The organism is Mycolicibacter hiberniae, assembly GCF_010729485.1.
GTDB lineage: Bacteria > Actinomycetota > Actinomycetes > Mycobacteriales > Mycobacteriaceae > Mycobacterium > Mycobacterium hiberniae.
Genome location: NZ_AP022609.1, coordinates 3743822 through 3768284 on the forward strand (window position 1 = coordinate 3743822; position 24463 = coordinate 3768284).

Here is a 24463-nt window from a genome sequence, read left to right on the forward strand (position 1 = left end):
GATCTCCTTAACGAGGGCTTTGATGCAATGCATCGAATGCCTATGTTCTGCCATCAGTGACGTGAGTCACAGGTAGGAGGTCACTGATCGTCCCCGATGGGCAAGCGTTGCCGGGACACTATCAGAGAGTCGCAGGTCTCACACAGGATGCGTGCTGACCTGGGCCGACGCATAGGCTACAGTCATCTGCCCAAACGTGACGCTGTTAACCCTGCCGCTCCTCCGGCGCGTCAGTGGCTGAGCCCGCATCACACAGCCAACGGGCGCGGAGCGAAGGCGAAGGCCTTGGCCGGAACGGGCACGCCGCAGGAACGCGCCGCGCTGGCGCGGCTCACCTGAGCCGCCCCCTCGAGCAGGTTGAGCGCGACCTGCACGGCCTGGCGGTTCTCGCACGGCTCCAGGTAGCTGCCCGCCACCCAGCTGTTGAATGCGCCCATGGCCGGGCCGCACCAGATCTGGTAGTCCAGAGCCCGCTCGGGGATGCCGCTGATCGCCCACCGGCTGGACTGACCCAGATACCAGCGGAAGACCAGCGCCATCTGATACTTCGGATCCCGTGACGCCAGCTCCAGCACCGCCGGGTCACGCTGCTGCCAGTACCGCTGGGTGTCCTCCCATACCTCGGCGACCGAGGCGCCCAGGATCTTCTCCAGCTCCGGGCCGTGCTTGGCGACCACGCTGGACAGGTCGGGATTGCCCGCATACCACTCGTAGAGCTTCTTGCCGCGCGGAGCGAACATCGTTCCCCGCTTGAGCACCTGCAGGTTGACGCCCATTTCGAACATGTCGGACGCGGGAGCCATCATCACGTCGGCGATGCCCGCCTTGGCCAGCATGGCGCGCCCGGCGGGCGACAGTCCGGACTCCACGCAGGCCTGGTTGACCGTCCCGGTCAGGACATAGGCCGCACCCATCGCGAAGGCCCCGGCCACCGCCTGCGGTGCGCCCAGGCCGCCGGCGGCGCCCACCCGCACCCGGCGGTGCAGCGCGTGCTGCTGGGCCAGCTCGTCGCGGAGCATGACGATTTCGGAGAACAGTGCCGGCAACGGCCGGTTGTCGGTGTGCCCGCCGCTGTCGGATTCGACGGTGACGTCCTCGGCAACCGGCACATACTGGGCCAGTTCGGCTTCCCGTTCGGTCAGCTTTCCGGACGCCACCAGGGCGGAGACCAGCGCCGCGGGCGCCGGTTGCATGAACATGCGCGCCACCTCGGGCCGGGACACCTTGGCCATCACATGGTTGCGCCGCACGATGTTGCCGGCTGGGTCGGTGTCCAGGCCGGCCAGTGCGCAGTGCACCACCGCCGGGGTCAACTTCATGAAGGCCGAGGCCTCGATGACGGGCACCCGGCGCTGGATGAACAGTTCCGCCACTCGTGTCTCCAGCGAGACCTCGTTGGGCGAGTGGATCAGGTTGGCGCCCCAGGCAAGGCCCGGCCGGCCGGCCAGGGCGGCCTGGATCTCGTCCAGCCCGCGTTCCACCGCTTCGTAGGAGAGCCCGCCCGCGCCGAAGATGCCCATCATTCCGGCTTCGGCCATCGCGATGACCAGCGCCGGCGTCGCGATACCGTTCGCCATCGCCCCGGTCACATAGGGAAAGCGAACCCCGTGTGCCTCGCAGAACTCGCGGTCTCCGAGCCACTCGGGGTAGATCGGGGGCAGGGTTCCCACCAGCGACAATTCGGATTCGCCGGCGCCGACCACCGCACCGCCCAGGGCCAGGCCCAGCATCCCGGTGGCTGTTTCGCGCACCACATGAACGGGGTGGCGCACGTTGCCGATGATGTCGGCGATGTCGTCGGGAGCAAATGCGGCCGGCGCGGCGGTGGGGCGCCACCCCAGGCCGGGGCTGCCGCCCGGCCCGCTCCGTTGCTCCAGTACGGCGCCAGGTCGCTCGTTCACAGTAGGTTCCTCTCCATCACCGGAATGGATTGCGAGCGGCGCAGAGCTGTCCACGCGCACAGACCGGGAAAACGAAGCGATTTTCTCACGGACCGGTCCCGCGCCGGCGGTGGGCGCTTACCCAGTGGGAAAACAGCGCCCACCGGGTCACGCACGGCGCCCGAGCAGCCTGGCCGGACGGCCACGCGTCTTAGGAGCATTCCCGGCCCCACTTTCCAGACAAACTAGTTCGTTCGGCTTTGTGCTAGTCTGCTTCCATACGGACCGGCGCCATACAGGCTTCCCGCCCACCCCGGGGCGTCCATCCGCCCGGACCCAGAAAGGACCCCACGCAGATGACCGGCACCGCCGTGATCGATTCACCCGAAGAGCTCGCCCAACGCTCGCCGCGCACCCCGCGGGAGCGGCTGCTGCGGACGGTGCTGACGGCCGCGGCCGACGGCCTGGAACCGGTGATGAGCCTGTATCAGCCCTACGTCGAGGGTTTGGAGCACCTGCCGGCCGACGGGCGCTTTCTGCTGGTGGGCAACCACACGCAGGTCCCGGCCGCCGAAATAATCCTGATCCCCTATTTCGTGCGCCAAGCCCTCGGAAAACAGGTGCGCGCCCTGGCCGACCGCCAGTTCGGCAAGGGCGGCAAGCTGCAGGCAGACCTGCTGGCCGCCTACGGCGCCGTCATCGGGTCTCCCGAGGCCGCCGCCGCGCTCATGGCGGCCAACGAGCCGATTCTGGTGTTCCCGGGCGGCGGGCGGGAGATCGCGAAATTCAAAGGCGAGCAGTACCAGCTGCGGTGGGACAACCGCTACGGATTCGCCCGGGTGGCCATCGAGCACCAGTACCCGATCGTGACCGCCGCCCTCATCGGGGGGGACGACCTCTACACCAGCATGACCACCCGCGACGGGCTCTACGGCCGGGCCAGCGAGTGGATCAGTCGGCGCCTGGACGGCCGGCCCGACATGGCAATGCCGCTGCTGCGCGGTGTCGGCCCCACCCTGCTGCCCCGCGCGCAACGGATGTACCTGCGTTTCGGACCGGCGATCACCACCACCCGGCCCGCGGACGTCAGCCCGGACGCCTGGATCGCGCAGGTCAAAGAGGACACCGCGGCACAGTTGGAGGCCGATCTGCTCGACCTGCAGAACATCCGTGCCGCCGACCCCTACCGCGCGCTCAATCCGCTGGCGTGGCGATCAGCTGCTCGGCCGGCCTCATGACCGGGGTCCCTGCGCGTCGTTTCAACGGCCCTCGACGCCGCACCGCTCGCTAGGATTCCCTCGATGCGCAACCGAGCGGAATTACGCGACGAGATCTTCGCCGCGGCTCGCGCAGAGTTTGCCCGGTACGGCCTGGCCGGCGCCCGCATCGACCGGGTGGCCAAGGAAGCCCGGGCCAGCAAGGAGCGGCTCTACGCCCACTTCGGGGATAAGGAGAACCTGTTCCGCGAAGTGGTCGCCGCCGACACCGCGCAGTTCCTGGGTGCCGTCGTCCCACGACCCGAAGCGCTGCCCGAGTTCGTCGGCGACATCTTCGATCTCGCCCGCACCCATCCCGAACACATCCGCATGATCACCTGGGCGCGGCTGGAGCAGCTCGAACTCATCCCGCCCGACCCGGACAAGTTGCCGGCGATCGGATCCGCCGTCATCGCCGCCGCGCAGGCCGGCGGCCATGTCGATCCCCGTTGGGATCCCGACGAGCTTTTGGTCATGCTTTTCGGCATCGGCATGGCCTGGGCCACCTGGCTGGACCCCGACGCCGCCACCGACGACGCGGCCACCGTCGCAGCACGCCGGGCGGCCGCTGTCGAAGCCGCTACCCGGCTGATCACCGTGCGCAGCTGAGGCTCCCCCGCCGGTGGGCGAGCACCGGGCGAGTTTCTCGATCGCCAAATGGGTATAGGGCTCCCGGTACGGCGCCTGCGACGGCGCCTCTCAGACCCCAGGAGCACTGCCGTGGCCGAACTAGCGATGACACCGTTTCCCCGCCGTCGTTCCGGCCTCGAGCAGATCACCGAAGGTCTCGCCGAACTCGACGCCGAGGTGTTCGAGGCGATCGCACATTCGCCGAGCCGACTGCTCGACACCGCCATGCCCGCGCTGACCCGCGCGGCCGACCACTCCAAACTGTGGCTGGCGCTGGCCGCAGCCATGTCGGTGACCGGTGGCCAGGCCACGCAGCGCGCCGCAGCCCGCGGCGTGGTCAGCCTGGCGCTCACCAGCTTGGTGACCAACCAGGTGATCAAGCGCATCCAGCCGCGGGAGCGGCCAAACATTCTGCTGGTGCCCCTGCTGCGGCGCGCCCGCCGGCGCCCGCTGTCGAACTCGCTGCCCTCCGGGCACGCCGCGAGCGCAGCGGCGTTCGCCATCGGGGTCGGTCTGGAGAATTCTCTGTTGGGTCTGCCGGTGGCCGGGCTGGCCGCCCTGGTCGGACTGTCCCGGATCGCCACCGGAGCCCACTACCCCGGTGATGTGCTGGCCGGGTTCAGCATCGGCGCCTCGATCGCGGTCTTGGGGGCAAAGCTGGTGCCGCCGATTGCCGCTCCGCCGCCACAGCGCGCCACCGCGCTGCGTGTCCCCGCGACCGGGCGCCCCGACGGAGCCGGCGTGACGATGGTGGTCAATCCCGAATCGGGCGGCGGGCGCGCCGCCAAGGTGGCAGCGCAGGTGCGCAAAGCCCTGCCGGCCCTGTCCGTCGTCGAAGTGAACTCCTGCGACGACTTGGCGGAGGCGTTGCGGCGCGCCGCCGATACCGCCGAGGTGCTCGCGATCGCCGGGGGCGACGGGTCGGTCGCCACAGCCGCTCACGTGGCGGTAGAACACGACATGCCGCTGGCGGTGTTTCCCGGGGGCACCCTGAACCACTTTGCCCGCGACATCGGCTGCGACACCACCGCCAAAACCATCCGTGCCATCGCCGAGGGCAGCCTCTCGCGCGTGGACGTGGTGCGCTTCAACTCCGAAACCACCGTGATCAACACCGCCAGCATCGGCGCCTACCCGAGCTTCGTCCGGCGTCGAGACCGGTTGCAGGGCAAGCTCGGCAAGCCGATGGCCAGCGCGTACGCAATGCTGATGACGCTGCGCCGCGAGCAGCCCGTACGTATCGAATTCGACAACCAGACCGTGCAGACGTCGCTGTTCTTTCTCGGCAACTCGGCGTATCAGCCCGACGGCTTCGCCCCGGCGGTGCGGCAACGGATGGACGACGGGCTGCTGGACGTACGCATCCTGGAAGCCGGGCGGCGGTGGTCCACCCTGCGGGTCCTGGGGGCGGTGCTGACCGGACGGCTGCAGCGCAGCCGGCTCTATCACGAGCTGCGGGTCCCGCAGTTCCGCTTCACCGCCGTCGAGGGACCGGTACCGATCGCGCATGACGGCGAGGTCGACACTGACTGCAGCCAAGCAGATTTCACCGTCTGCTACCGCGCCCTGCAGGTGTATCGTCCCCTGCCCTCAGCCGGGCGCCGATAGCCGACTCATCTCGGTGGCTGCAGCACCTTCATGGCTGCCCGCAGCACCGGTGCGGGGATACGGTGCTGCATCGCCAACGCGCCGGCAGCCGCCCGAGTGCGTAACGGCGTACCGCGACCGAACATCCGGTTCAACGGTCCACCCGACGGCTCGATCTCGACGTGCAGTGGCGGTGTGCCCACCGACGCACCCAGCGCTTGAGCGATCACCATCTGCTGAATCTCACTGGTTCCCTCGAAGATGGTGTACAGCTTGGCGTCTCGGTACCACTTTCCCACCGGGTGGTCGTTGATGTAACCCCATCCGCCCAGGGTCTGCACGGCGCGCTCGGTGACGCGCACCGCGGTCTCGCTGGCTGCCAGCTTGGCCATCGATCCCTCGCCGCGGGAGAACTCGATGCCGCTGGCCGCCATCCACGACGCCCGCCAGGTCAGCAGCCGCGCCGCGTCGACCGCGGTGGCGAGCTCGGCCAGCGGGAAGGCGATGCCCTGGTTGTCGATGATCGGCCCGCCGAAGGCGTGGCGCCGGGTGGCGTAATCAGTCGCGTATTCCAGTGCGGCACGCGCGATCCCGATTGCCTGCGCAGCCACCATCGGCCGGGTCTGCTCGAAGGTGCTCAGTGTCGCCGAGTCTGGCCGCACAGCCCCGGCGGCGAGTTCGCGGGCCCTGGCGAGTTTGTGGTCAAGTTTGTCTTGGCCGCCGAGCAGATTCTCGCCCGGAACGCGCACCCCGTCGAACCGCAGTTCTGCGGTGTGGGAGGCCCGGCAGCCCAGCTTGTCGAGTTTGCGCACCATTTCCAGCCCGGGCACGCCGCCGGGGACGACGAACAAGGCCTGGCCGCGGTGGCCCAGTTCCGGGTCGACGACGGCGTTGACCACGTGCACGTTGGCGATGCCGCCGTTGCCGATCCACATCTTGTGCCCGTCAATGATCCAGTCGTCGCCGTCGCGGCGGGCGGTGGTGCGCAGATTGCGCACATCGCTACCGCCTTCGGGTTCGGAGATCGCCAGCGCCGCGAGCTTGAGATCGCCGGGCGTACCGAAGCATTCGGGCGCCCACTGCAACATCTGTTCGGGTGTGGCGGCCTGCCCGATCGCCGAGAGCGCCAACGCCGGCATCACGATCGCCAGACCGATCCCGGCGCAGCCCCAGAACAGTTCTTCCATGAACATCGGCAGCGACAGTCCCGTCGCGTCGCCGATGAGATCCCGGTAGAACAGCGGGCTGTAGAACCCGCGGGCGGCCGCCTCCTGCAGAACCGGCCACGGAAATTCCTGGCGCTGGTCGTAGTCCAGGGCGACCGGCCGGATAACCGACTCGGCGAACTGATGGGTACGGCGCGCCAGATCATGCTGCGCCGCTGTCGGAGTCAGGTCGAAGGCCATGCACCGTCCCCTACCGTCTGCTGCGGTCGGCATCGATGTCGCCGGCCCGACGGCCTCTGGATTGCCGCTTCGCCGGTGTGTCAAACACCTTGCCGCGCGGTGCGCACGGTCGTCTGCGCCGGGCTGTGAGAGATCGGGGAGTCAGGAGCAGGGACTGCGGGGCCCTGACCGGATCAGACCAGCGGGAACCAGTAGTCCAGGGTGTCCTCGACACCACCCCAGTCGATGCCCATCCAGTCGGTGAAGAAGTCTTCGATCCTGCCGAAACCGGCGTAGACCATCTCCACGATCGAGTTGAACATGCTGACCCACCAGCCGCTGTCGATCAACCCGTTGCCCAACGCGGTGATCCAGGCGCTGAACTGGTCGATGTCGCCGGAGATGCCGATGTTGGTGATCAAGCCGTCGGCGGTGGCCGTATGGTCGGCGACCTGTTCGGGGGTGAGCCCCAGATACATGACGTGTCCCCAGAACGTACCGAGGATGGAGGTGGACGTGTAGTCGTCGACGGGGTCACCGGGGAAGCTGTAGACGGTGGTGGTGAACGCGTTGTTCGGGGTCAGATTTCCGTACAACAGCGAGGTGTCGTTGGCCAGCGACACCTCACCGACGGAATTGGCCCACACGCCGTTGGGGCTCGACGGGTTGCCGATGAACACGAAGTGCAGCGCCTCGGGGTCCACGCCGTCGTCGGCGAGCTGAGCCATCGCGATCGAACTGGCCGTGGCGCCCTGCGAGTAGCCGAACACCCACAGCGGGTTGTCGGCGTCGTAGGCGTCCGGGTTGGCGTTGAGCTCGGCGTGCACCGCTCGGACGATCTCGGCGGCCCCGGCGTAACTGCTGTAACCCTGCAGGAACAGTTGCGGGGTGGTCAGCACCCGCAGCGCGCCGTCGCAATCACCGGCACCGATCACGCACACCGTCGGGTCGTCGCCGGCATCGAAGCCCAGCGGTTGCAGGAAGAGATCGGCCGCGGTCTGGGCGAAGGTGGGCGACGGCGTGGGCAGCATGGTGCCGCCGACGAAGATGGCGGTGTCCGCCAGCAGGGTGACTTCAGGCGCGTGGGCGGCCCGGACGACCGGGGTTCCGGCGATACCGGCGGCGATCACGCTCGCGGCGGCGATCGGCGCCAGGGCTTTCCTTGGTTGCATCCGCACTCCCCGCGATACCTGGATAAATACTCAGGAAACCTTAAAAGGTCACTGTGGCGATCATGGCAGGGGCGCCCCGGGTGCGTCAACGCGCAGCGACTGCGCGAAGACGACCCGAGCCGCTCAGGCCGGGACGAGCCGCACCGGCAGGTGCCGATGGCGGCGGATGATGTTGTTGACCGCCCAGGTCGGTTCGCCGGTCACCTCGATGCGGTCCACGAGATCGAGCAGGGCTGTCAGGATGGCGGCGGTCTCCAGCCGGGCCAGGCCCTGGCCGGCGCACGCGTGAGCGCCGTTGCCGAACCCGATGTGGCGTCCCGCGTCGTTGCGAATGTCGAAGACATCCGGGGCGTTCCATTCGCGTTCGTCGCGGTTGGCCGAGGCGTAGATCAGCAGTACCCGGGCGCCCGCGGGCAGGCGGACGCCGGCGACCGCATGGCTGTGCGCCACTTTGCGGGTGAAGGCCCGCAACGGCGATTCGAAGCGCACCACCTCGTTGACCGCGTTGGGAATCAATGCCGGGTCGGCCTTGAGCATCGCCCACTGATCGGGGTGGGTGGCCAAGAGGTGGATCGCGCTGGCGATGGCGCTGATCGTGGTGTCCAGCGACGGTCCGAGGTAGTCGATCAGCAGTGGTGCGACCTCTTCCATGCCCAGTGCGCCTTCGTCGACGAAGCTGAGCAGGTCGTGGGCCATGCTGTCGGGCAGCACGTCGCGCCGGGCGGCGATCCGGCGGGCGAAGCGCAGCATCTGCAGGCTGCGGGGAACAGCTTTGGCGGCCTGCCAGTTGATTGGCCCGAGGACATCGAATGTCGCTGCCGCCCAGTCGAGGAGGTGGTCGCGCTGATCGTGGGGCCAGCCCACCAGATCGGGGACGAAGGCCAGCGGCAGGGCGGTGGCCAGATCGGGGACCGCATCGACGTTTCCGCGGCGCACGGCGCGCTCGACGATGTCCCGGGCCCGCTGATCGACGTTGTCGGCCAGGGCGCGCAGCGCTCGGGGCATCATCCGGTGGGCGAGGAGTTTGCGCCGCCGGTCGTGTTCGGCGCCGTCGCTGTTGAGGGTGGTGCCTCGGGAGAGGCGATTGGTGGGCGGGTTGATCGCGACCCCGTGCCCGGATTTGTAGAGTGCGTCGTTGCGCAGCGCGGCCTTGCATTCGGCGTAGCGGGGCAGGGCGTAGACCCGCTGCCGCGGCAACCAGACCACGGGGCCGAGGGCGCGCAAAGCCTGGTAATGCGGATAGGGGTCGAGGATCGCCGACCGGCTGTAGACGCTGCGGCGGTACACCGGTACGTCACTGGAGCGCGCGGGCACAGTGTGGTTCCTATTCGTCCGGGTGCGCATGGGCAGATCCCTGCGCGGGTCGGTCATCGGCGAAGCGCGGCACCGCCCGGCACAGTGCGGTGACGTCGCGTCCGGCCACCAGGACGGTGCCGTCGGGCCGCACCACGGCGGCGCTCACCCGATGCCGGCTCAGCCAGCAGGCCAGTTCGGTTCCCGGGGCCGCGAACACCGTCCGGGCTCCCCGGCTGGCGACCAGGCACTGCTGATCCGGTGTGAGCCGCGCCGTAGTCACGACACCGAATCCCCGGCCCACCTCCTCATCGAGGCGGCGCCCCGTCTCAAGCAGCACGTTGGGGCACAGCCGCCCGGCGATGCGGCGGGTGTTCGCGGTCCGGCGCACCATCGGCGAAGAACGCAGCGGCGGGGTCTGGGAGTCGGTGATCTTGGCGCGCAGCCCCGGCACCAGGTGCACCCTCGGCAGCGTCAGGCGCCGCAACGCAGTGCCGAGTTCGCCGCCGGCGGTCATGGCATGTCCGACGGTGAGCGCCAAGGAGATCAGCTGTCGGGTATGGCGGGCCCGTTCGGTCTCGTAGCTGTCCAGCACCCTCGACGTCCAACTGCCGCGGTGGTGTCCGGCGATCTTCCAGGCCAGGTTCATCGCGTCGCGCAGTCCCGCGCCCATCCCCTGCCCGATGAAGGGCGGGGTCAGGTGCGCGGCGTCACCGAGCAGGAACACGCGCCCGGCTCTCCACCGGTCGGCGATCTGGGCCCGGAAGGTGTACTCGGCGACCCGCAGCAGCCGCAGGTCGGCGTCGGCGACCCCGCGCGTCCAGGGTGCGATCAACGGCCGCAGCGCGGGCAGATCCGGGAAGTCGGCGACCGACTCGTGTTCTGCCAAGGCGAATTCCCACCGATACCGGTCCTGGCCGATGCGCATGTAGGTGCCGGCGCGCCGGCTGTCGCAGACCTGATGCACGCCCTCCCACTGATGCAGGTCCATCGAGCACCCGATGTCGATCACCAGCCAACGCTGGTCGAACTTTCCACTGCGCATCCGCGCACCGATCGCCTCGCGCACCATGCTGTTGGCGCCGTCGCAGCCCAGCACATAGTCGGCGGTGATTCGCGACTCCCGGCCACCGGCCCGCTCCCGGATCCGCAGTTCCACACCGCCGGCGGCCTCGGCGATCTCCAGCACCTCGGTGTCGCCGCGGAATCGGGCATTCGGAAAGCGGGTCAGGTTCTGCCGCAGCAGCTTTTCCAGCTCGGGTTGGTCGAACATGTTCGCCGCCGGAAAGCCGTTGCGGGTCAATGCGGTGTCGCGGCTGAACTCGGCCAGCACGGTCTGTTGCCGGTCGATGAGCCGCAGCCCCTTGGCCGGGCGGGAGATCGCGGCGAATGCGTCGGCGACACCGAGCCGCGCCAGGATTCGGTAGACCTCGTCGTCGAGGTGGACGGCCCGGGGCTGGGGGTAGACCTGCGCCCACCGCTCGAGCACCAGGGTGTCGATGCCGTACTGGGCCAGCAGCGTGGCAGCGGTGATACCGGTGGGGCCCCCACCCACGATCGCGACCGTGACTCGGTCGCCACCGCGGTGCGCGTCAGGCACCGTCATGGCATGCCGCGGGTCACGTGTGACACACCGTCAGCCGCTGGGACCCCAAGTCGATGGCACCGTCGTCGGTGGCGATGGAGGCTTCGACGATATCGCCGTGCTGCAGGTACTTGCGGTTCTTGGCCTGCCGGGCGAAGAAGGCCTTCCATTTGACCGCGGGCGGCAGCAGGTTGCCGATCAGCTCGATCGGCTTGGCCGGGGCGCGCAGCGCGGTTCCCGCCGGCGTGCCGGTCAGGATGAGGTCGCCGGGGGCCAGCTGCTGGAACCGGGTCAGTGCCTGAAGCGCCTGCAGGGGGCGGTACAGCATGTCGCCTTCCACCAGGCTGTTCTGGCGTTCCTCACCGTTGACGCTCAATCGCAGCCGCAGGTCGCCGAACCGGGCCAGCTCGGCGGCGTCGACGAGCACCAGCGCCGGCCCCACGGGGGTGAAGGTCGGGTAGGACTTGGCTTCGTAGAACTGGGTCTGCGGCAGTTGGACGTCGCGGGCGGAGACATCGTTGGTGATGGTCAGGGCGGCGACATAGTCGGCCAGGTTCGCCTCGGTGATCACGGTGCCGACCGGGATGTCCCGGCCGATGATCAGGCCGATCTCCACCTCGTAGTCCAGCAGGCGCACGTGCGGCGGCCGGATGATCTGGGCGTAGGGATCATTCACCGACGCCGACGATTTGCGAAAGAAGGTCAGCGGAATGGACTTGGGATCCATTCCGGAGTCGATCACGTGGGATTCGAAATTGGTCATCTGCGCCACGACGCGGCACGGCGCGGTGACCGGCGCCAGCAAGTCCAGGTCTTCAACGGCGACGGTGCCTCCGGCGGCGGCGGCCGCCTCGATCGCGGCCCGGTCGGCGAGCAGCTCGGCGGTGCTGGTAGCCGCGGTGGCGATCTTGGCGGCACCCGTGGGCGTGCGCACCCACCAGGCGTCGGAGGTGCGCAGGACGGAAACGGTCATGAGACAGCTACTTTCAGCAGGCCGATGAGGCGGTTGAGGTCGAACTCGTTGTCGTGCCGCAGGGCGGTGAGCATGGCAGCCGCCTGGCGTCCTGCCGAGCGGGGACCGGCGTCGAGAAAGTCCTTGGTGGCCGGCGGGCCCCATTGGGCCAGGCCTGAGGCGGTGAACGGCGCCCATCCGGGCTCCACAGAGCTGTCGAAGACGTCGCCGTCGGCGTAGTGCTCGACCAGGAAGCCGTCGGGATCGCGCCAGTAGTCGAAGAGCTGGCTGCCCTGGATATGGCGCCCGATGCCCCAGGACCGGACGTAGCCGCGCTCGTGCAGGTATTCACCGCCGGCGGCCAACGCGTCCAGGTCGGCGACTTCATAGGCCGAGTGCACATACCGGTTCGCCGGGCCCAGCGCCAGGGCCAGGGTGTGGTGGTCGGTGGGGATGCTGCCGCGGTCGCAGCGGATGAAGCTCATGGCCGGCCCGCGGTCGCGCTGCCCGGGAAAGTAGAGGAAGTCGCTGACGATCATCCCCAGCGTTTCCAGGTACCAGTTCAGCGTCTGCAGATAGCGGGTGGACTGCAGGACGACGTGCCCCAGACGCTGCACCCGGGCCGGTGTCCGCAGCGGGCGCACTCCGGTGTTGATCCGCGCCGTGGCGCCCCCGATGTTGGCGAGCTGCGGGGCTTGGGTGGGCGCAGCCGGCAGCGTGTGCATGCCCGCGACGACCGTGACGGCGGTCCCGCTGGGATCGGCCAGCGGGACTCCCACGCCGCCGACCGATTCGGGCAGGCGGCGCACGGGCACCCCGAGCTTGTCGGCCAACCGGCGGACGTCGGCCTCATCGGCGGCGCGCAGCGCGTAGCCGGCAAAGCGGGTTTGGGGCCCACGCCGCAGGAACACGCAGGGCGCTCCGGGATCGGTGCCGCGCAGGTGCACCTGACCGGGATCGCTGTAGGCGACGCTGAATCCGAAGGCTCGGGCGAATGCCTCGGCGCGCAGCAGGTCGGGTTTGTCGAACTCCAGCCAGGCGATGTCGACCACGCGGATGAGCGGGTCGCGGGCGCGGCCGGGGTGTTCGCCCCGAACCGCGCCGCGTTCGCTGTGCAGATGCCTGTGCCCGTCGTCCACGTCTTGCACCATCGCCCCTCACCTAAGCTGACGAAATCGTCACATACGACCAAAGCATCAGTCAACAGTGTTGACGAAATCATCAGGACTGAATTGCCTGCTAGCCTGCACCCATGGATGCGCCCCCGCGCGACGTCGCCGAACCGGCGACCGGCCCTCCCAACAGACTCCAACGACGCAAGCTGCGTACCCGCGCCGCCCTGATCCGGGCAGCGCAGGGCTTCATCGCCCAAGGCCGGCTCGCGGTGCCCGTGCTCGAGATCACCCAGGCGGCCGACGTGGGCATGGGTTCCTTCTACAACCATTTCGACAGCAAGGAAGAACTCTTCGCCGCAGCGGTCACCGACGCCCTCGACAACATCGGGGCCCTGCTGGACAGCTACACCGAAGACATCGCCGACCCCGCCGAGGCGTTCGCGGCCAACTACCGCCTCACCGGTCGGCTGTTTCGCCAACGCCCCCAAGAGACCGCGCTGCTGCTGGCCAACAGCGGCACGCTGATCCTGTCCGACCGCGGCCTGTCGCCGCGCGCACTGCGCGATATCACCGCGGCTGTCCAGCAGGGACGCTTCACACTCTCCGATCCCGAACTGGGCCTGGCCATCGCCGGAGGGGTGCTGGTCGGACTGGGAACGCTGCTGAGTCACCGGCCCGACCGCGACACCGAAGCGGCCGTCGATGAGGCCACCGAGCATTTGCTGATGACCTTCGGCATGAGTCCCGAACAAGCCCGTGAGATCTGCGGCAAGCCGTTACCCGATCTGTCGGCGCTGCGCGATTCGCCGGCGCTCGGGGCCCCGCTCTAGCCGCGGCGAGCTCGCCGGCGCCTGCACGACCCGGCTGTATTGACGGAGGTCCATTGACTTCGGTCGAGTGCCCCTGCGATGATCGCGCTCAGCTGGAACTTTGGATTTACTCGTCTCATTTTTAGCTACAGGTGACTGTGTGCCCCCGTCGGAAGGCCGCTCCGTGAAGCTCACCCAGGCCCTCGCGCCGATCGCACTCGCCGGCACGGTTGCCGGCGGGGTGCTCGCCACACCGGTCGCGCAGGCCACCCATGTCGACGTGGCCCTGCTCTCCGGTACCGCGTTCTTCGTCGGACCCACGACGCTGTCCACCCCCTCGCCCACGTTCGCCCAGACCGCAGCGGATCTGTTCTTGCAGCCGCTGGGTTTCGACGGCGGCGACGATCTGGACACCTGCGTCGTCGGCGCCGCGGTGTGCGACGCTCCGCTGCGCATCCTGTCCACCCCGGCGCTGATCCAGCAGGACCACAGCAGTTTCGTCGGGGCCGCCGAGATCGTCCGGGCGGTGCACGCCGAACTGGCCGCCAATCCCGACGCCTACGACGCCGAGAACCCGCTGTGGATCTTCGGCTGGTCGCAGGGCGCCACGGCCGGTTCGATCGCGATGGCCCAGCTGGCGCACGACGGCGTGGACCCGCAGGCGCTGCATTTCGTCTTCATCGGGAACCCGGTGGGCGCCGACGGTATATCGCCCGGTGCAGGCGGCGACGGGCCGCTCCCCGATTTCCTGGGCACCTCGCTGCTGTCCGGCGTGCAGACCCCGAACGACCTGTTCGCGACCACGTCCTACACCATCCCCGGCGACCCGGTCGCCGACAACACCTCGACCTCGCCGCTCGGCCTGCTCTACGAGCACATGATGTATCTGGGGCTCACCCCCGAGCAGGTGGCCAACCACACCGCCACCGCCGACGGCCTGATCACCGACATCGACATCTCGTCCGACTTCGACCAGTTCGGCGCCTGGCTCAACGCCTGGAGCCACGGCCTGGTGGACAGCAGCTGGTGGGAGGGCATCTTCTACTCCGTCGTGGCCTCGTTCTACAGCGCCTTCGGCAACATCGAGGACTTCTTCGGCGACTGGCTGGGCATCGATTGGGGTGGGGTGGAGCAGACGCTCGACTTCTGGTTCCCGGTGGACGCCTAACAATCAGAGAACGGCTGGCTACCGTCGATGCTGTGACAGTGTCGCGCTCGAGCATCACCCGGGCCTGCGCCCTGGGAAGCGTCGCGCTCATCGTCGGCGCGGTGCCGTCGTGCAGCCACCCGGATCATCCGCCGCCGGCCACCCTCCCAGCCGTCACGGCGCCCGCCCCACCCCGTGTCGATACGCCCTACCTCCCGCGCGCGGAACTGGTCGCGCCGGTCGCTCAGCTGATCAACGACGCGATCGCGGTGCCCCGACTGCCGGGTGCGGTGGTCCGGATCGGACACGCCGGCACGGTCGTGTTCAGCCAGGCCTTCGGCGCGCGCAAGCTCGACGGCGAACCCGCTCTCGACGGCTCACCCGCGCCGGCCGAACCGATGACCGAGGACACGATCTTCGACCTCGCGTCGTTGACGAAGTGCCTCGCGACGGCCGTCGCGGTCCTGCAACTCTATGAACAGGGCCGGGTCCAGATCGACGAACCCGTCCAGACCTACCTGCCGGAGTTCAACGAGACCAACGACCCCCGACGCGCCCAGGTGACCTTGCGCATGCTGCTCACCCACACCTCGGGGATCGGTGGCGATCTGAGCCACCAGGGCCCGTGGGGCCTGACCGAGGCCGACAAGGCCGGTGGTGTGCATCGGGCACTGACCGCACCGCTGGAGTTCGGCCCCGGCGAAATATTCCACTACTCGGACATCGGTTTCATCATCCTGGGTGCGCTGGTCGAGACCATGACCGGCCAACCGCTGGATACCTACGTGCGGGACAACGTCTTTGCGCCACTGAGCATGGCCGACACCCGCTACCTGCCCGCCGCCAACGCCTGCGGCCCACACCAGCTCCGCGGTACCGCCATCGCATTCGATGCGAACGCATCCCCGGACGGCGAGTGTCCGGCAGGCGCCTGGAGCACCGACCTGCTGGCCCGCATCGCTCCGACGGCGCACGACGAAGACACCCCCGGGATCAACCCCGACTACGACCAACTGCTGCGCGGCACCGTGCAGGACCCGACGGCACGCCGCATGGGAGGGGTGGCCGGCAGCGCCGGCGTGTTCTCGACCGCCGGCGATATCGGCAGGTACGCCCAGGCCCTGCTCGATCGGCTCGCCGGGCGCCCGAGCCCGTTTCCGCTGCGGCAGTCGACCCTGGAACTGATGACCACACCCCAGCAACCCGGACACGACGCCGCCCAGGTCGTGGCCGCGAACGCCGCTGCACAACAGGCGAATGCAAGCTCACCCGATAGGACCGATCCCCTGCTCGCCGTGAACTATCCGGCGATCGGCGGACAGGACCTCCGCGGCCTCGGCTGGGACATCGACACGCCCCACTCCCGGCCGCGCGGCATGATCTTTCCGATCGGCAGCTTCGGGCACACCGGGTTCACCGGAGTGACGCTGTGGATCGACCCGGGGTCGGACACCTACGTGATAGTGCTCGCCAACGTGATCCACCAGCGCGGGGGCCCGCCCATCGCGGGGCTCAGCGGCGACGTGGCCACCGTGACCGCCCGGACACTGCATCTGTACGGCAGCTGAACAGCCACCACTCCCCCCTTGGTGACACCCCCGCCCGGGCACCGCCGATAATGGCCAGGTGGCCGACCGCAACACGCCCGCTATCCCCGTCATCGCGCTGACCGGGTACCTCGGGGCGGGCAAGACCACCCTGCTCAACCATGTGCTGCGCGCGCCGGGAGCTCGAATCGGCGTGGTTATCAACGACTTCGGCGAACTCAACGTCGACGCAGGCCTGGTCACGGGCCAGGTCGATGAGCCGGTGTCAATCGCCGGTGGGTGCATCTGCCACCTGCCGGACGACGGCGGGCTCGACGAGGCACTGGAGAAGCTGTCCGACCCGAAGCTCGCACTGGACGCGATCATCGTCGAGGCCAGCGGGGTGGCCGAGCCGGGGGCGGTTTCGCGCGTGATCCGCTTCAGCGGGGTGGAACGCATCCGCCACGGCGGCGTTGTCGATGTCGTGGACGCCGTGGAACACTTCGCGACCGTCGACACGGGCTCGGTACCGCCCCCGCGTTACGGCGCGGCCTCCCTGGTGGTGGTCAACAAACTGGATCGGGTCGCCGAGGACGCGCGTGCCGAGACCCTTCGCCGGGTGCAGGACCGGGTGCGCGAACTCAACCCCGACGCCCACGTGGTGGGCGCGGTGGCAGGTCGGGTGGATCCGCGCTTGCTGTTCGACGCAGACGACGGCGGTGAGTCCGGGCAGATGTCGTTTCGGGAGCTGCTCCTCGACGAGCCTGCCGAGGAGCACCACGACCACGTGCACGCGTCGTCGGTCACCGTCGTCGGCACCGCAGCGGTCGATCCCGGCCCGCTCATCGACCTGCTCGAACAGCCGCCGCAAGGCGTCTACCGGATGAAGGGCACCGTCGCGATCGGCAAGCGCCACTACCTGGTCAACGTCGTCGGCACATCCGTGCACGTCGCGACCGCCCCCGCGGGAGCGGGCGGCAGCCACCTCGTCGCGATCGGCACAGGTCTGGACACCGAGGACGTTCGCGCACGGCTGGAAGTGGCCCTGCGCCCGGCGCCGGAGAAGGTGGCCGCCGCCGGCATGCGACGGTTACAGCGGCTGCGGCAGTACAGCATTTAGGCGCCGGAGTGTGATCGGACCGGTGGCTCCTAGGGCTGAGACTGCAGGAACGCCAGCAGGTCCGCGTTGATGATGTCGGCGTGTGTGGTTGGCATGCCATGGGGAAAGGCGCTGTAGGACTTCAGCGTTCCGTTCTTGAGCAGCGCGGCGGACTTCGGACCGGAGGCGATGTACGGCACGATCTGGTCGTCCCTGCTGTGCATCACCAGCGTCGGAATGGTGATCTTCTTGAGGTCCTCAGTGAAGTCGGTCTGGGAGAAAACGACGATCCCGTCGTAGTGCGACAGCGCGTCGCCCATCATCCCTTGGCGCCACCAATTGTCGATGATGGCCGCCGACGCCGGAACACCCGGTTTGTCGAAGTTGTAGAACGGGCCCGCGGGCAGCGCCCGGTAGAACTCCGATCGGTTGGCTGCGAGTTGGGCCTGCAGACCGTCGAACACCGACTTCGGGAGACCGTCGGGATTGGCGTCGGTCTGCACCATCAATGGCGGTACGGCCGAGATCAACGCGGCCTTCGCGGCTCGGTCTTCGCCGTGGCGCCCCAGATACCGGACCACCTCGCCGCCACCTGTCGAATGCCCCACATGGATGGCGTCACGCAGGTCGAGGTGCTCGACTACCGCGAGCAAGTCGTCGGCGTAGTGGTCCGCGTCGTGGCCGTCGGGGGTCTGCGTCGAGCGCCCGTGGCCGCGCCGGTCGTGGGCTACGACGCGATACCCCTGTTGCAGGAAGAACAACATCTGGTTGTCCCAGTCGTCAGAACACAGCGGCCAGCCGTGGCTGAAAACGATCGGCTGACCCGAACCCCAGTCCTTGTAGAAGATCTCCACTCCGTCAACGGTGGTGAGTGTGGGCATGTCGACTCCTCAGGCCGGCCCGGTGCCGGGCGTCAGTAGGGGCTTGTCCTTGCGTATGGCCTCGACCGTGGCCGCGTTGGCCGAGAGATCCTCGAAGTGCTCGCTGCGGAAGAGCTCGAGATCGACATCAACAAGCCGACCGAGGGTCATGGTTTCGTCACGACGCCCGATCAATTCGTCCGCGGGTAAGTCCCCGTGACGAGCGTTGACCCGCACACGGGCAGGATAATGGCCACCACGTGAATGTGCGGCTTGTCGCGGTTTTCATGGCAGAGTTTCGGACCGATTGGTCCGCAGATGCCCGTCAGCGGAAGATTGCGAATACTGGCGTGGAGGCCGGAAGGTCATCGCCGATATTTGCTGCGAGGCCGCTTCTCAGGTGGGGCGCATCGTTTCAATCCGGCTAAGTTTAATTCGGAAATTGGCATCACGCCTTAAACCGTCAGCTGTGCAAACGGTTTCGCGCTTCCAGGAAGAGGAACCGTACGGAAACCTCGGCGTCGGCTTCCGCCGATGGGGGGATGAAATTCGGCGGTCGCCGGTCGTATGCGCCCCGCCTGCTCTACGCCATCAACGCGCTGCCGGCCCGATGAAGTCGACACCCGCGCGAATCGCTGGGCGGTGCCTCAAGATTCGGAAGTGTGCCAGCTTGCCGAGTCCCGAGGTCGTCATCAAACGCGCGCCGGGCCAGGACGCGACGATCTTCTCGCTGGTCGCATAGGGCGTTTCGGGGTCATCGGGGTCGTGGATGAGCAACAGCGGCGGATAGTCGGTGCGCTCGGCGATCCGGACCATGTTGGTGTCCTCGAGCGACATCCCGATACGGCGCTCCAGGCGTCGATGCAGACCGGCGAGTATCCGTCGACCGAAGTTATGGCGCGCGGCGAACAGATCCAGGTAGATCGGGAACTCACCCATGGGCGCCAAGAACACCAACCGCCCCACCGTCGTGCCCCACGATGCGGCGAACGCGGTCGCGTTAGCCCCCAGGGAGTGGGCGACCACGGCACGGGCCGGCCCGTGTGTCCGGATCATGGCGGCAACCGCTTCGGCGCACTCGATCGCGGTGGTGCGGCCCGGTGCCAGTACGCCCGGCTCTGACTCGTTATGACTGGGCAGGTCGAACGCGATAACGCGGTGGCCGGAGGCGACCAGGGGTTTGATGAACATGCCGAGGTGTGGGCGACGCCCGCCCCAGCCGTGCACCAGATAGACCGGCGGCCCCTCGCCCCACGACTCGCCTACGATGCGATGCCCGTCCCAGTGCGCCTCCAGCGGTTGGCCGGGCGGGATGCCGGGCGGCATGCGCAGGCTGGACTCGAGGACCGGCGGGGTGCACCACAGCTCCAGCGCCCAGCGCGACCCGACGGCGGGCGCGACTCGCTCCAGCAGCCAGAACAACCGACGAACCCGCGGGGCCACCGGCGGTTGGACACCGGAGCCCTCTACATCGAGCACGATGGGACTCGCCGAACCGCCACCGTCAGAACTGGCTAGATCTCGGCGAGGCCGTCCCCGAGTAGGCGGGGGCTCATGTGTCTCCGACACATAGCGAGATTAGCGAGAAGGTGCGGCTTGGAGCCATCATTTGGCGTCCTAGCCGGTGAAGCCCTCACCCGATGTCGACCGGTCGTGATGGGAATAGGTCAGCGAGAGCTGGCGTGCGGCGGCAATCTTGTTCAGCATCGTGATCCGTTCACGCGCGACCGCTCCCGCCCTCTTCCGGCGCTCCCGAATCGGGTTGGACCATGGCACCCAGTCGGCCAGCATGGCGATGCGCACGTTGAGCCTGGTGAGCCTTTCAAAGTTCTTTACCTGGCGCTTGAAGTTGTAGCCCAGCGGCTCAAAGATGGTGCCTTCGATCATGGCGTCGATCTGCTCGTAGCCGAAGACGACGCCGGCCGGCGCAAACGCGATCATCGACGTGATCTGGTGCGCGTACTTGGAAATCACCTTCTGCAGCGGGCCCGGCAGCGTCCCAGTCAGGGTCTCCAGGTGTTCGGGACCCGCGATCGCGTCGACGAGCTCGGCACGCCAGGGAGAGGGGTTGCCGCCCCGGGAGAGCACGTAGTTCAACGACTTGATCAGCTCCAACCCGTTGGCGGAGTGCAGCCGCTCGGGCGCACCCCACAGCCGGCCGGAGAACGAGGAGTACTCAGCCAGGTCCTCCAGCTGATCCGGTGTGAGCTTGCGCCCGAATGCATGGTCGATGAGACGGCTGAGCAGCAGGCCACTGCCGAATCCCAGCAGTGACGTCACCGGAATGGGCTCGCCGAACTTGAGGTAGAGCTCGTCGCCCCACTTCCGACGCAGTCCACGACTGGCCAGCGCGTGCATCAACCGCACCCGCACCACATCCTGGAAGGCCTCCGAGTGCCGGTCGAAGATGTCCGGCAACGTGAACTCGGCGAAGACGCGGGCCGTTTCAATGAAGCGGCGCGGTCCGTCGTCGGCGAAACGGCCGGTGGCCCCGGTCGCCGCGGAGATGTCGCCGGTCATCGCGGTCTCGTATAACGCCCAACCGCGGATGATCGTGGTGGCCGCGACCGTGGCGGACATCGCCAGCATCCGGCCGCGTTCGGCGGCGGCCAGGTCGAACTGACCGGGCAGCTGATCGAGGTGCTCGAAGAGGTCGACGAGCTCCTGGGGCGGGTCTTGCACCGTTTCGATGCCCTGGGTCAAGGCCTGCTCGAACATCGCGCGGCCCTTTTCATGGCCCAAGCGTTCGAAGGCGTCGACGGCGCCGATCATGTGTTCGTCGCGCTGCCAGAAGTAGTCGTCGCGCATCCGGGTGATGTCGTTGGGTTCGACCTCTTTGTCGATGTCGATCCACGGCCCGAAGATGCTCTCGCGCATCTTGCGCCACTGGGCGGCGAAGTGGTCCCGCCCTGGCGGGATGGGCCGCAACGGCCGGTCCGGGTGGTCGCGTCGGTTGAAATCGACGTCCTCGATCTGGATCTTCGGACGTTCACCGGTCACAGTCATGCGGCAGCCCAATCTCACAATAGGATACTGATTTACGAAGCTATCACATGCCGGCGTCGATCAGACCCGAGGTTCTCCGACTGATGCCGCCATGTTTGCCCACGTAGAGCAGCCTATGACAAACCGCGGACTGCGCCGGCGCCGTTCCTGCGAGTGTCGGGGAAACCCGGTTCGTTCTCGGGCAACGATGAAAGGATCCGACCGTGCACAGATACCGGACGTTTGCCCACGCCACCGCCGTTGCGGCACTCGTCGGAGCCGCCACTGCACCGATCGCTTGGGCCGCAGACTCCCAGGTGACCTTGTTGGCTGCCGAGGGTCCGCTCTCCGGCAGCCAGACGGCGATCATCATCGGGGGCACGTTCGAGCCCACCCCGTCACTGGACTTCGCGCGGGCCGCCCAGTCGCTGTATCTGAATGCGCTGGGCTTCGACATCGAAGCGAACGGCTCGACGGTCTGTTACATGGACGGCACCGACCCGTGCAGCGCTGCGCTGCAGGTACTGACCACACCGCAGCTGATGCAACAGGGCCACAGCACCCTCACCGGAGCATCGAACCTGGTTCTGGCCGTGCAGAACTCCCTGGCGGCGAATCCGGGCGCCTACAGCGCCGAGCAGCCGTTGACGGTGTTCGGCTACTCGCAGGGCGCTGCGGTCGGCTCGATCGCCATGACCCAGCTCGCCGAAGCCGGCGTCCCCAGCGAACTGCTGCACTTCGTCTTCATCGGCAGCCCCGCCACCGCAGACGGAATATGGCCCAATATCCTGGCCACCCTCGACGCGGTGTTCGGTCCGGACATCACGAACTTCCTGATCGACTTTCTCGATCTCGAAGGCGTTCTTGGCCTGGTGACTCCGAATGATCTTTACCCGGCGACCATCTACTCGATCGACAACGACTTCGCCTCGGACTGGCAGGGGAATTTCGACACGTGGGGCCTGTGGGGCGAGTTGGTGCCCGGACTGATCCGGCACGGCGAGTACCTGGGGCTGACCCCTGAGCAGATCGCCGATGCGACCGTGTCGACCGACGGGTATCTCACCTACGTCGACATCTCCGACGACATCGACAACTTCAGCGCGGCGCTCAATGCCATTACGTTCGGGGGCGTTCTCAACAGCGGGCTGTTGCAGGCGATGTACGACTCGCTGGTGTTCGCCCTGACCAATTCGTTCTAAACGGCAGTCCCCTACTTCGCCTCGCGGAAGAACGGTTCAACCGTGCCGCTGAGCTGACAATCATGGGGTTTGCGCGGCGATCCTTCGCGGTGGGGATGCGGGTTTGCGGTCTGGCCCGTGCTCACAGTGGGATCACCCCTGCGTAGGGCACTCCGGACAGGTAGGCAAAGTCACGGTCGAAGGTCACCAGGTCGCTGAGTTGGAAGTCGGCCAGCCGCCCATGCCCGCAGGCCCGGGCGAGTACCGCCATCAACTCCACCACGGAGCGCAGGTAGCGGTCTAACCGTTTGGCGGCCAGATCAATCGGCAGCCGTGATCGCAGCTGCGGATTCTGAGTCGCGATGCCCACCGGACAGGCATTCGTGTGGCAGGCACGCATCCCGACACATCCGATCGCTTGAAGCGCGGCGTTGGACAGCGCGATGGCGTCGGCTCCCAGGCCCAGCGCTTTGACCATGTCCGCGGGTGTGCGGATGCCGCCGGCGATCACCAACGTGACGTCGCGGGCCTGCGCCCGGTCGAGGTGCCGTCGTGCTCGGGCCAGGGCCGGTATCGTCGGGACCGAAATGTTGTCGCGGAAAAGCGTTGGCGCCGACCCGGTTCCCCCGCCACGGCCATCGAGGATGATGTAGTCCACCCCGATTTCCAGCGCCGCGTCGATGTCTTCTTCAATGTGCTGGGCGCTCATCTTGTAGCCGATCGGAATTCCGCCGGAGACCTGCCGGATCTGCGCCGCGAAGTCCGCGAACTGGTTCAGCGATGTCCAGTCCGGGAATCGGGCGGGTGAGATCGCCGCCGTGCCCGGCGCCAAGCCGCGGACCTCGGCGATCTTGCCGACGACCTTGGCACCGGGAAGATGGCCGCCGGTGCCGGTTTTGGCTCCCTGCCCGCCCTTGAAGTGGAAAGCCTGCACCTTGCGGGCGTGCTGGATGTCCCCGCCGAAGCGCCCGGAGGCCAGTTCGTAGAGGTAGCGGGTATTGGCCGCCTGCTCCTCCGGCAGCATTCCCCCTTCGCCGGAACAGATGCCGGTACCGGCCAGCTCGGCGCCCGTCGCCAGGGCCGTCTTGGCCTCCTCGGACAACGCGCCGAAGCTCATGTCGCTGACGAACAGGGGGATGTCGAGGACCAGCGGGCGTCGAGCGCCCGGCCCGATGACGGTCTGGGTGCTGACCGGCTCATCATCGAGCAGTGGCGGACGGGCAAGCTGGGCAGTGATCAGCTGAATCGAATCCCACGACGGCAGTCGGCCGCGCTCGACACCCATGGCGGCGGACGAACCGTGCTTACCAACCCGGCTCAGCCCGTGGGCGGCGAGTTCGTGGATCTCGGCGACGTGGGGTTCATCTGCCGTTCCCGTCGGCTGGATCCACTGACCCTGATATCCGTCATCGAAGTACGGCTGTGGGTTGCGCTGGGCGAAGGCAGCCACCGCGGCGCGGTCCACGTAGACCGCATCGTCGGATATCCAGGCCGGGAACTTCGCCAGGCCGACCGCCGGATTGACCGGTGCGACTCCGGTCTCGAGCTCGTAGCGCCATCCGTGGACGTCGCATATGAGCAGGTCGCCGTCGACGTGACCGTCGGCCATCAGCGCCCCCCGGTGTGCGCACCGGCCGTACAGCGCCGAAATATCGTCCCCGCGGCGCACCAGGACCACGTCCACACCGTCGACTTGCGCAGCGAAGGGCTCGCCATCGCGAAGTTCTGACCATTTCGCGACTTCGAGTGCGGCAGTTGAATCGACGGACATGGCTCTCGTGGCCTCCTTGCTGCCGTGGCAGCCTGTTGCACACGCGCTGGACGAACACGGCCGCACTGTAGTTGGATTCAATTATCTGAACAGAGGTGCGGCCCACCCATGACCGGTCGCGCAACACCCTTGACCGCTAGCGCTTTTCATACAAACCAACGTTGTTACGGGCACCCTACTTGATGCCCCGCAGTTCCTGCCGTAGGGACATCGCGCGACGAACGTTTCCG

The 24463-nt window shown here is 67.8% G+C and carries 20 protein-coding genes; 8 read left to right on the forward strand and 12 right to left on the reverse strand.

Going from position 1 to position 24463, the window contains the following annotated elements:
* Window positions 1-248: 248 nt before the first annotated feature.
* Complete coding sequence (locus G6N14_RS17610; protein WP_234808948.1) at window positions 249-1901, reverse strand: PfaD family polyunsaturated fatty acid/polyketide biosynthesis protein; 1653 nt, start codon at window positions 1899-1901, stop codon at window positions 249-251.
* A gap of 335 nt (window positions 1902-2236) precedes the next feature.
* On the opposite strand from G6N14_RS17610, the gene G6N14_RS17615 reads away from it, so the two are divergent.
* From G6N14_RS17615 to G6N14_RS17625, 3 genes are all read left to right on the forward strand, one after another.
* On the forward strand, window positions 2237-3118 hold the full coding sequence (locus G6N14_RS17615; protein WP_085136178.1) for a lysophospholipid acyltransferase family protein: 882 nt from the start codon (window positions 2237-2239) through the stop codon (window positions 3116-3118).
* Between the two features lie 63 nt (window positions 3119-3181).
* Entirely contained in the window at window positions 3182-3745 is a 564-nt protein-coding gene (locus tag G6N14_RS17620) for a TetR/AcrR family transcriptional regulator (protein ID WP_085136177.1), read from the forward strand.
* A gap of 126 nt (window positions 3746-3871) precedes the next feature.
* On the forward strand, window positions 3872-5374 hold the full coding sequence (locus tag G6N14_RS17625) for a bifunctional phosphatase PAP2/diacylglycerol kinase family protein (protein WP_085136176.1): 1503 nt from the start codon (window positions 3872-3874) through the stop codon (window positions 5372-5374).
* A 5-nt stretch (window positions 5375-5379) separates the two neighbouring features.
* On the opposite strand, the gene G6N14_RS17630 is transcribed toward G6N14_RS17625, so the two are convergent.
* From G6N14_RS17630 to G6N14_RS17655, 6 genes are all read right to left on the reverse strand, one after another.
* Window positions 5380-6759 carry an acyl-CoA dehydrogenase family protein gene (locus tag G6N14_RS17630; protein WP_085136175.1) on the reverse strand — a complete coding sequence of 460 codons (1380 nt, stop codon included), beginning with the start codon at window positions 6757-6759 and terminating at the stop codon, window positions 5380-5382.
* A 173-nt stretch (window positions 6760-6932) separates the two neighbouring features.
* Window positions 6933-7910, reverse strand: a complete 978-nt coding sequence (locus tag G6N14_RS17635; RefSeq protein ID WP_085136174.1) for a PE-PPE domain-containing protein — start codon at window positions 7908-7910, stop codon at window positions 6933-6935.
* Window positions 7911-8033: 123 nt separating this feature from the next.
* Window positions 8034-9224: a cytochrome P450 gene (locus G6N14_RS17640; protein ID WP_085136173.1), complete on the reverse strand. Its 1191-nt coding sequence runs from the start codon at window positions 9222-9224 to the stop codon at window positions 8034-8036.
* Window positions 9225-9234: 10 nt separating this feature from the next.
* Complete coding sequence (gene mhpA / locus G6N14_RS17645; RefSeq protein ID WP_085136172.1) at window positions 9235-10809, reverse strand: bifunctional 3-(3-hydroxy-phenyl)propionate/3-hydroxycinnamic acid hydroxylase MhpA; 1575 nt, start codon at window positions 10807-10809, stop codon at window positions 9235-9237.
* A 13-nt stretch (window positions 10810-10822) separates the two neighbouring features.
* Window positions 10823-11761, reverse strand: a complete 939-nt coding sequence (locus G6N14_RS17650) for a fumarylacetoacetate hydrolase family protein (RefSeq protein ID WP_085136171.1) — start codon at window positions 11759-11761, stop codon at window positions 10823-10825.
* Window positions 11758-12891, reverse strand: coding sequence for a VOC family protein (locus G6N14_RS17655; protein WP_085136170.1), 1134 nt, complete (start codon window positions 12889-12891; stop codon window positions 11758-11760). The genes G6N14_RS17650 and G6N14_RS17655 overlap by 4 nt, the downstream gene beginning before the upstream one ends.
* A 101-nt stretch (window positions 12892-12992) precedes the next feature.
* Between G6N14_RS17655 and G6N14_RS17660 the strand changes: the two genes are divergently transcribed.
* The 4 genes from G6N14_RS17660 to G6N14_RS17675 all read left to right on the forward strand — a co-directional run bounded on the left by G6N14_RS17660 (window position 12993) and on the right by G6N14_RS17675 (window position 17457).
* Window positions 12993-13685, forward strand: coding sequence for a TetR/AcrR family transcriptional regulator (locus G6N14_RS17660; RefSeq protein WP_085136169.1), 693 nt, complete (start codon window positions 12993-12995; stop codon window positions 13683-13685).
* A 163-nt stretch (window positions 13686-13848) separates the two neighbouring features.
* Entirely contained in the window at window positions 13849-14832 is a 984-nt protein-coding gene (locus tag G6N14_RS17665; RefSeq protein ID WP_085136168.1) for a PE-PPE domain-containing protein, read from the forward strand.
* A gap of 32 nt (window positions 14833-14864) precedes the next feature.
* A complete protein-coding gene (locus G6N14_RS17670) occupies window positions 14865-16379 on the forward strand; it encodes a serine hydrolase domain-containing protein (RefSeq protein ID WP_407663140.1) in 1515 nt (504 codons plus the stop codon).
* A 58-nt stretch (window positions 16380-16437) separates the two neighbouring features.
* Entirely contained in the window at window positions 16438-17457 is a 1020-nt protein-coding gene (locus tag G6N14_RS17675) for a CobW family GTP-binding protein (RefSeq protein ID WP_085136167.1), read from the forward strand.
* 29 nt (window positions 17458-17486) lie between these two features.
* Here G6N14_RS17675 and G6N14_RS17680 read toward each other — a convergent pair whose 3' ends face one another.
* The 4 genes from G6N14_RS17680 to G6N14_RS17695 form a co-directional block, all read right to left on the reverse strand.
* Complete coding sequence (locus G6N14_RS17680; RefSeq protein ID WP_085136166.1) at window positions 17487-18317, reverse strand: alpha/beta fold hydrolase; 831 nt, start codon at window positions 18315-18317, stop codon at window positions 17487-17489.
* Window positions 18318-18326: 9 nt separating this feature from the next.
* The gene (locus G6N14_RS17685; RefSeq protein WP_133054922.1) at window positions 18327-18533 is read right to left on the reverse strand and encodes a hypothetical protein; all 207 of its coding nucleotides are present in this window, start codon (window positions 18531-18533) and stop codon (window positions 18327-18329) included.
* A gap of 354 nt (window positions 18534-18887) precedes the next feature.
* Window positions 18888-19778, reverse strand: a complete 891-nt coding sequence (locus tag G6N14_RS17690; protein ID WP_085136196.1) for an alpha/beta fold hydrolase — start codon at window positions 19776-19778, stop codon at window positions 18888-18890.
* Window positions 19779-19913: 135 nt separating this feature from the next.
* Window positions 19914-21302, reverse strand: a complete 1389-nt coding sequence (locus G6N14_RS17695) for an oxygenase MpaB family protein (RefSeq protein ID WP_085136165.1) — start codon at window positions 21300-21302, stop codon at window positions 19914-19916.
* Between the two features lie 203 nt (window positions 21303-21505).
* Here G6N14_RS17695 and G6N14_RS17700 point away from each other — a divergent pair, with 203 nt between their 5' ends.
* A complete protein-coding gene (locus G6N14_RS17700) occupies window positions 21506-22483 on the forward strand; it encodes a PE-PPE domain-containing protein (protein WP_234808947.1) in 978 nt (325 codons plus the stop codon).
* A gap of 121 nt (window positions 22484-22604) precedes the next feature.
* Here G6N14_RS17700 and G6N14_RS17705 read toward each other — a convergent pair whose 3' ends face one another.
* A complete protein-coding gene (locus G6N14_RS17705; protein WP_085136164.1) occupies window positions 22605-24233 on the reverse strand; it encodes a glutamate synthase-related protein in 1629 nt (542 codons plus the stop codon).
* Between the last annotated feature and the right edge of the window lie 230 nt (window positions 24234-24463).

What these genes read in the sequence shown, in the direction of transcription:
- G6N14_RS17615 (WP_085136178.1), top strand. Translation starts at nt 2,237, where the DNA reads ATGACCGGCACCGCCGTGATCGATTCACCCGAAGAGCTCGCCCAACGC.
- G6N14_RS17620 (WP_085136177.1), top strand. Translation starts at nt 3,182, where the DNA reads ATGCGCAACCGAGCGGAATTACGCGACGAGATCTTCGCCGCGGCTCGC.
- G6N14_RS17625 (WP_085136176.1), top strand. Translation starts at nt 3,872, where the DNA reads ATGACACCGTTTCCCCGCCGTCGTTCCGGCCTCGAGCAGATCACCGAA.
- G6N14_RS17630 (WP_085136175.1), bottom strand. Translation starts at nt 6,759, where the DNA reads ATGGCCTTCGACCTGACTCCGACAGCGGCGCAGCATGATCTGGCGCGC.
- G6N14_RS17635 (WP_085136174.1), bottom strand. Translation starts at nt 7,910, where the DNA reads ATGCAACCAAGGAAAGCCCTGGCGCCGATCGCCGCCGCGAGCGTGATC.
- mhpA (WP_085136172.1), bottom strand. Translation starts at nt 10,809, where the DNA reads ATGACGGTGCCTGACGCGCACCGCGGTGGCGACCGAGTCACGGTCGCG.
- G6N14_RS17650 (WP_085136171.1), bottom strand. Translation starts at nt 11,761, where the DNA reads ATGACCGTTTCCGTCCTGCGCACCTCCGACGCCTGGTGGGTGCGCACG.
- G6N14_RS17655 (WP_085136170.1), bottom strand. Translation starts at nt 12,891, where the DNA reads ATGGTGCAAGACGTGGACGACGGGCACAGGCATCTGCACAGCGAACGC.
- G6N14_RS17660 (WP_085136169.1), top strand. Translation starts at nt 12,993, where the DNA reads ATGGATGCGCCCCCGCGCGACGTCGCCGAACCGGCGACCGGCCCTCCC.
- G6N14_RS17680 (WP_085136166.1), bottom strand. Translation starts at nt 18,317, where the DNA reads ATGCCCACACTCACCACCGTTGACGGAGTGGAGATCTTCTACAAGGAC.
- G6N14_RS17695 (WP_085136165.1), bottom strand. Translation starts at nt 21,302, where the DNA reads ATGACTGTGACCGGTGAACGTCCGAAGATCCAGATCGAGGACGTCGAT.
- G6N14_RS17705 (WP_085136164.1), bottom strand. Translation starts at nt 24,233, where the DNA reads ATGTCCGTCGATTCAACTGCCGCACTCGAAGTCGCGAAATGGTCAGAA.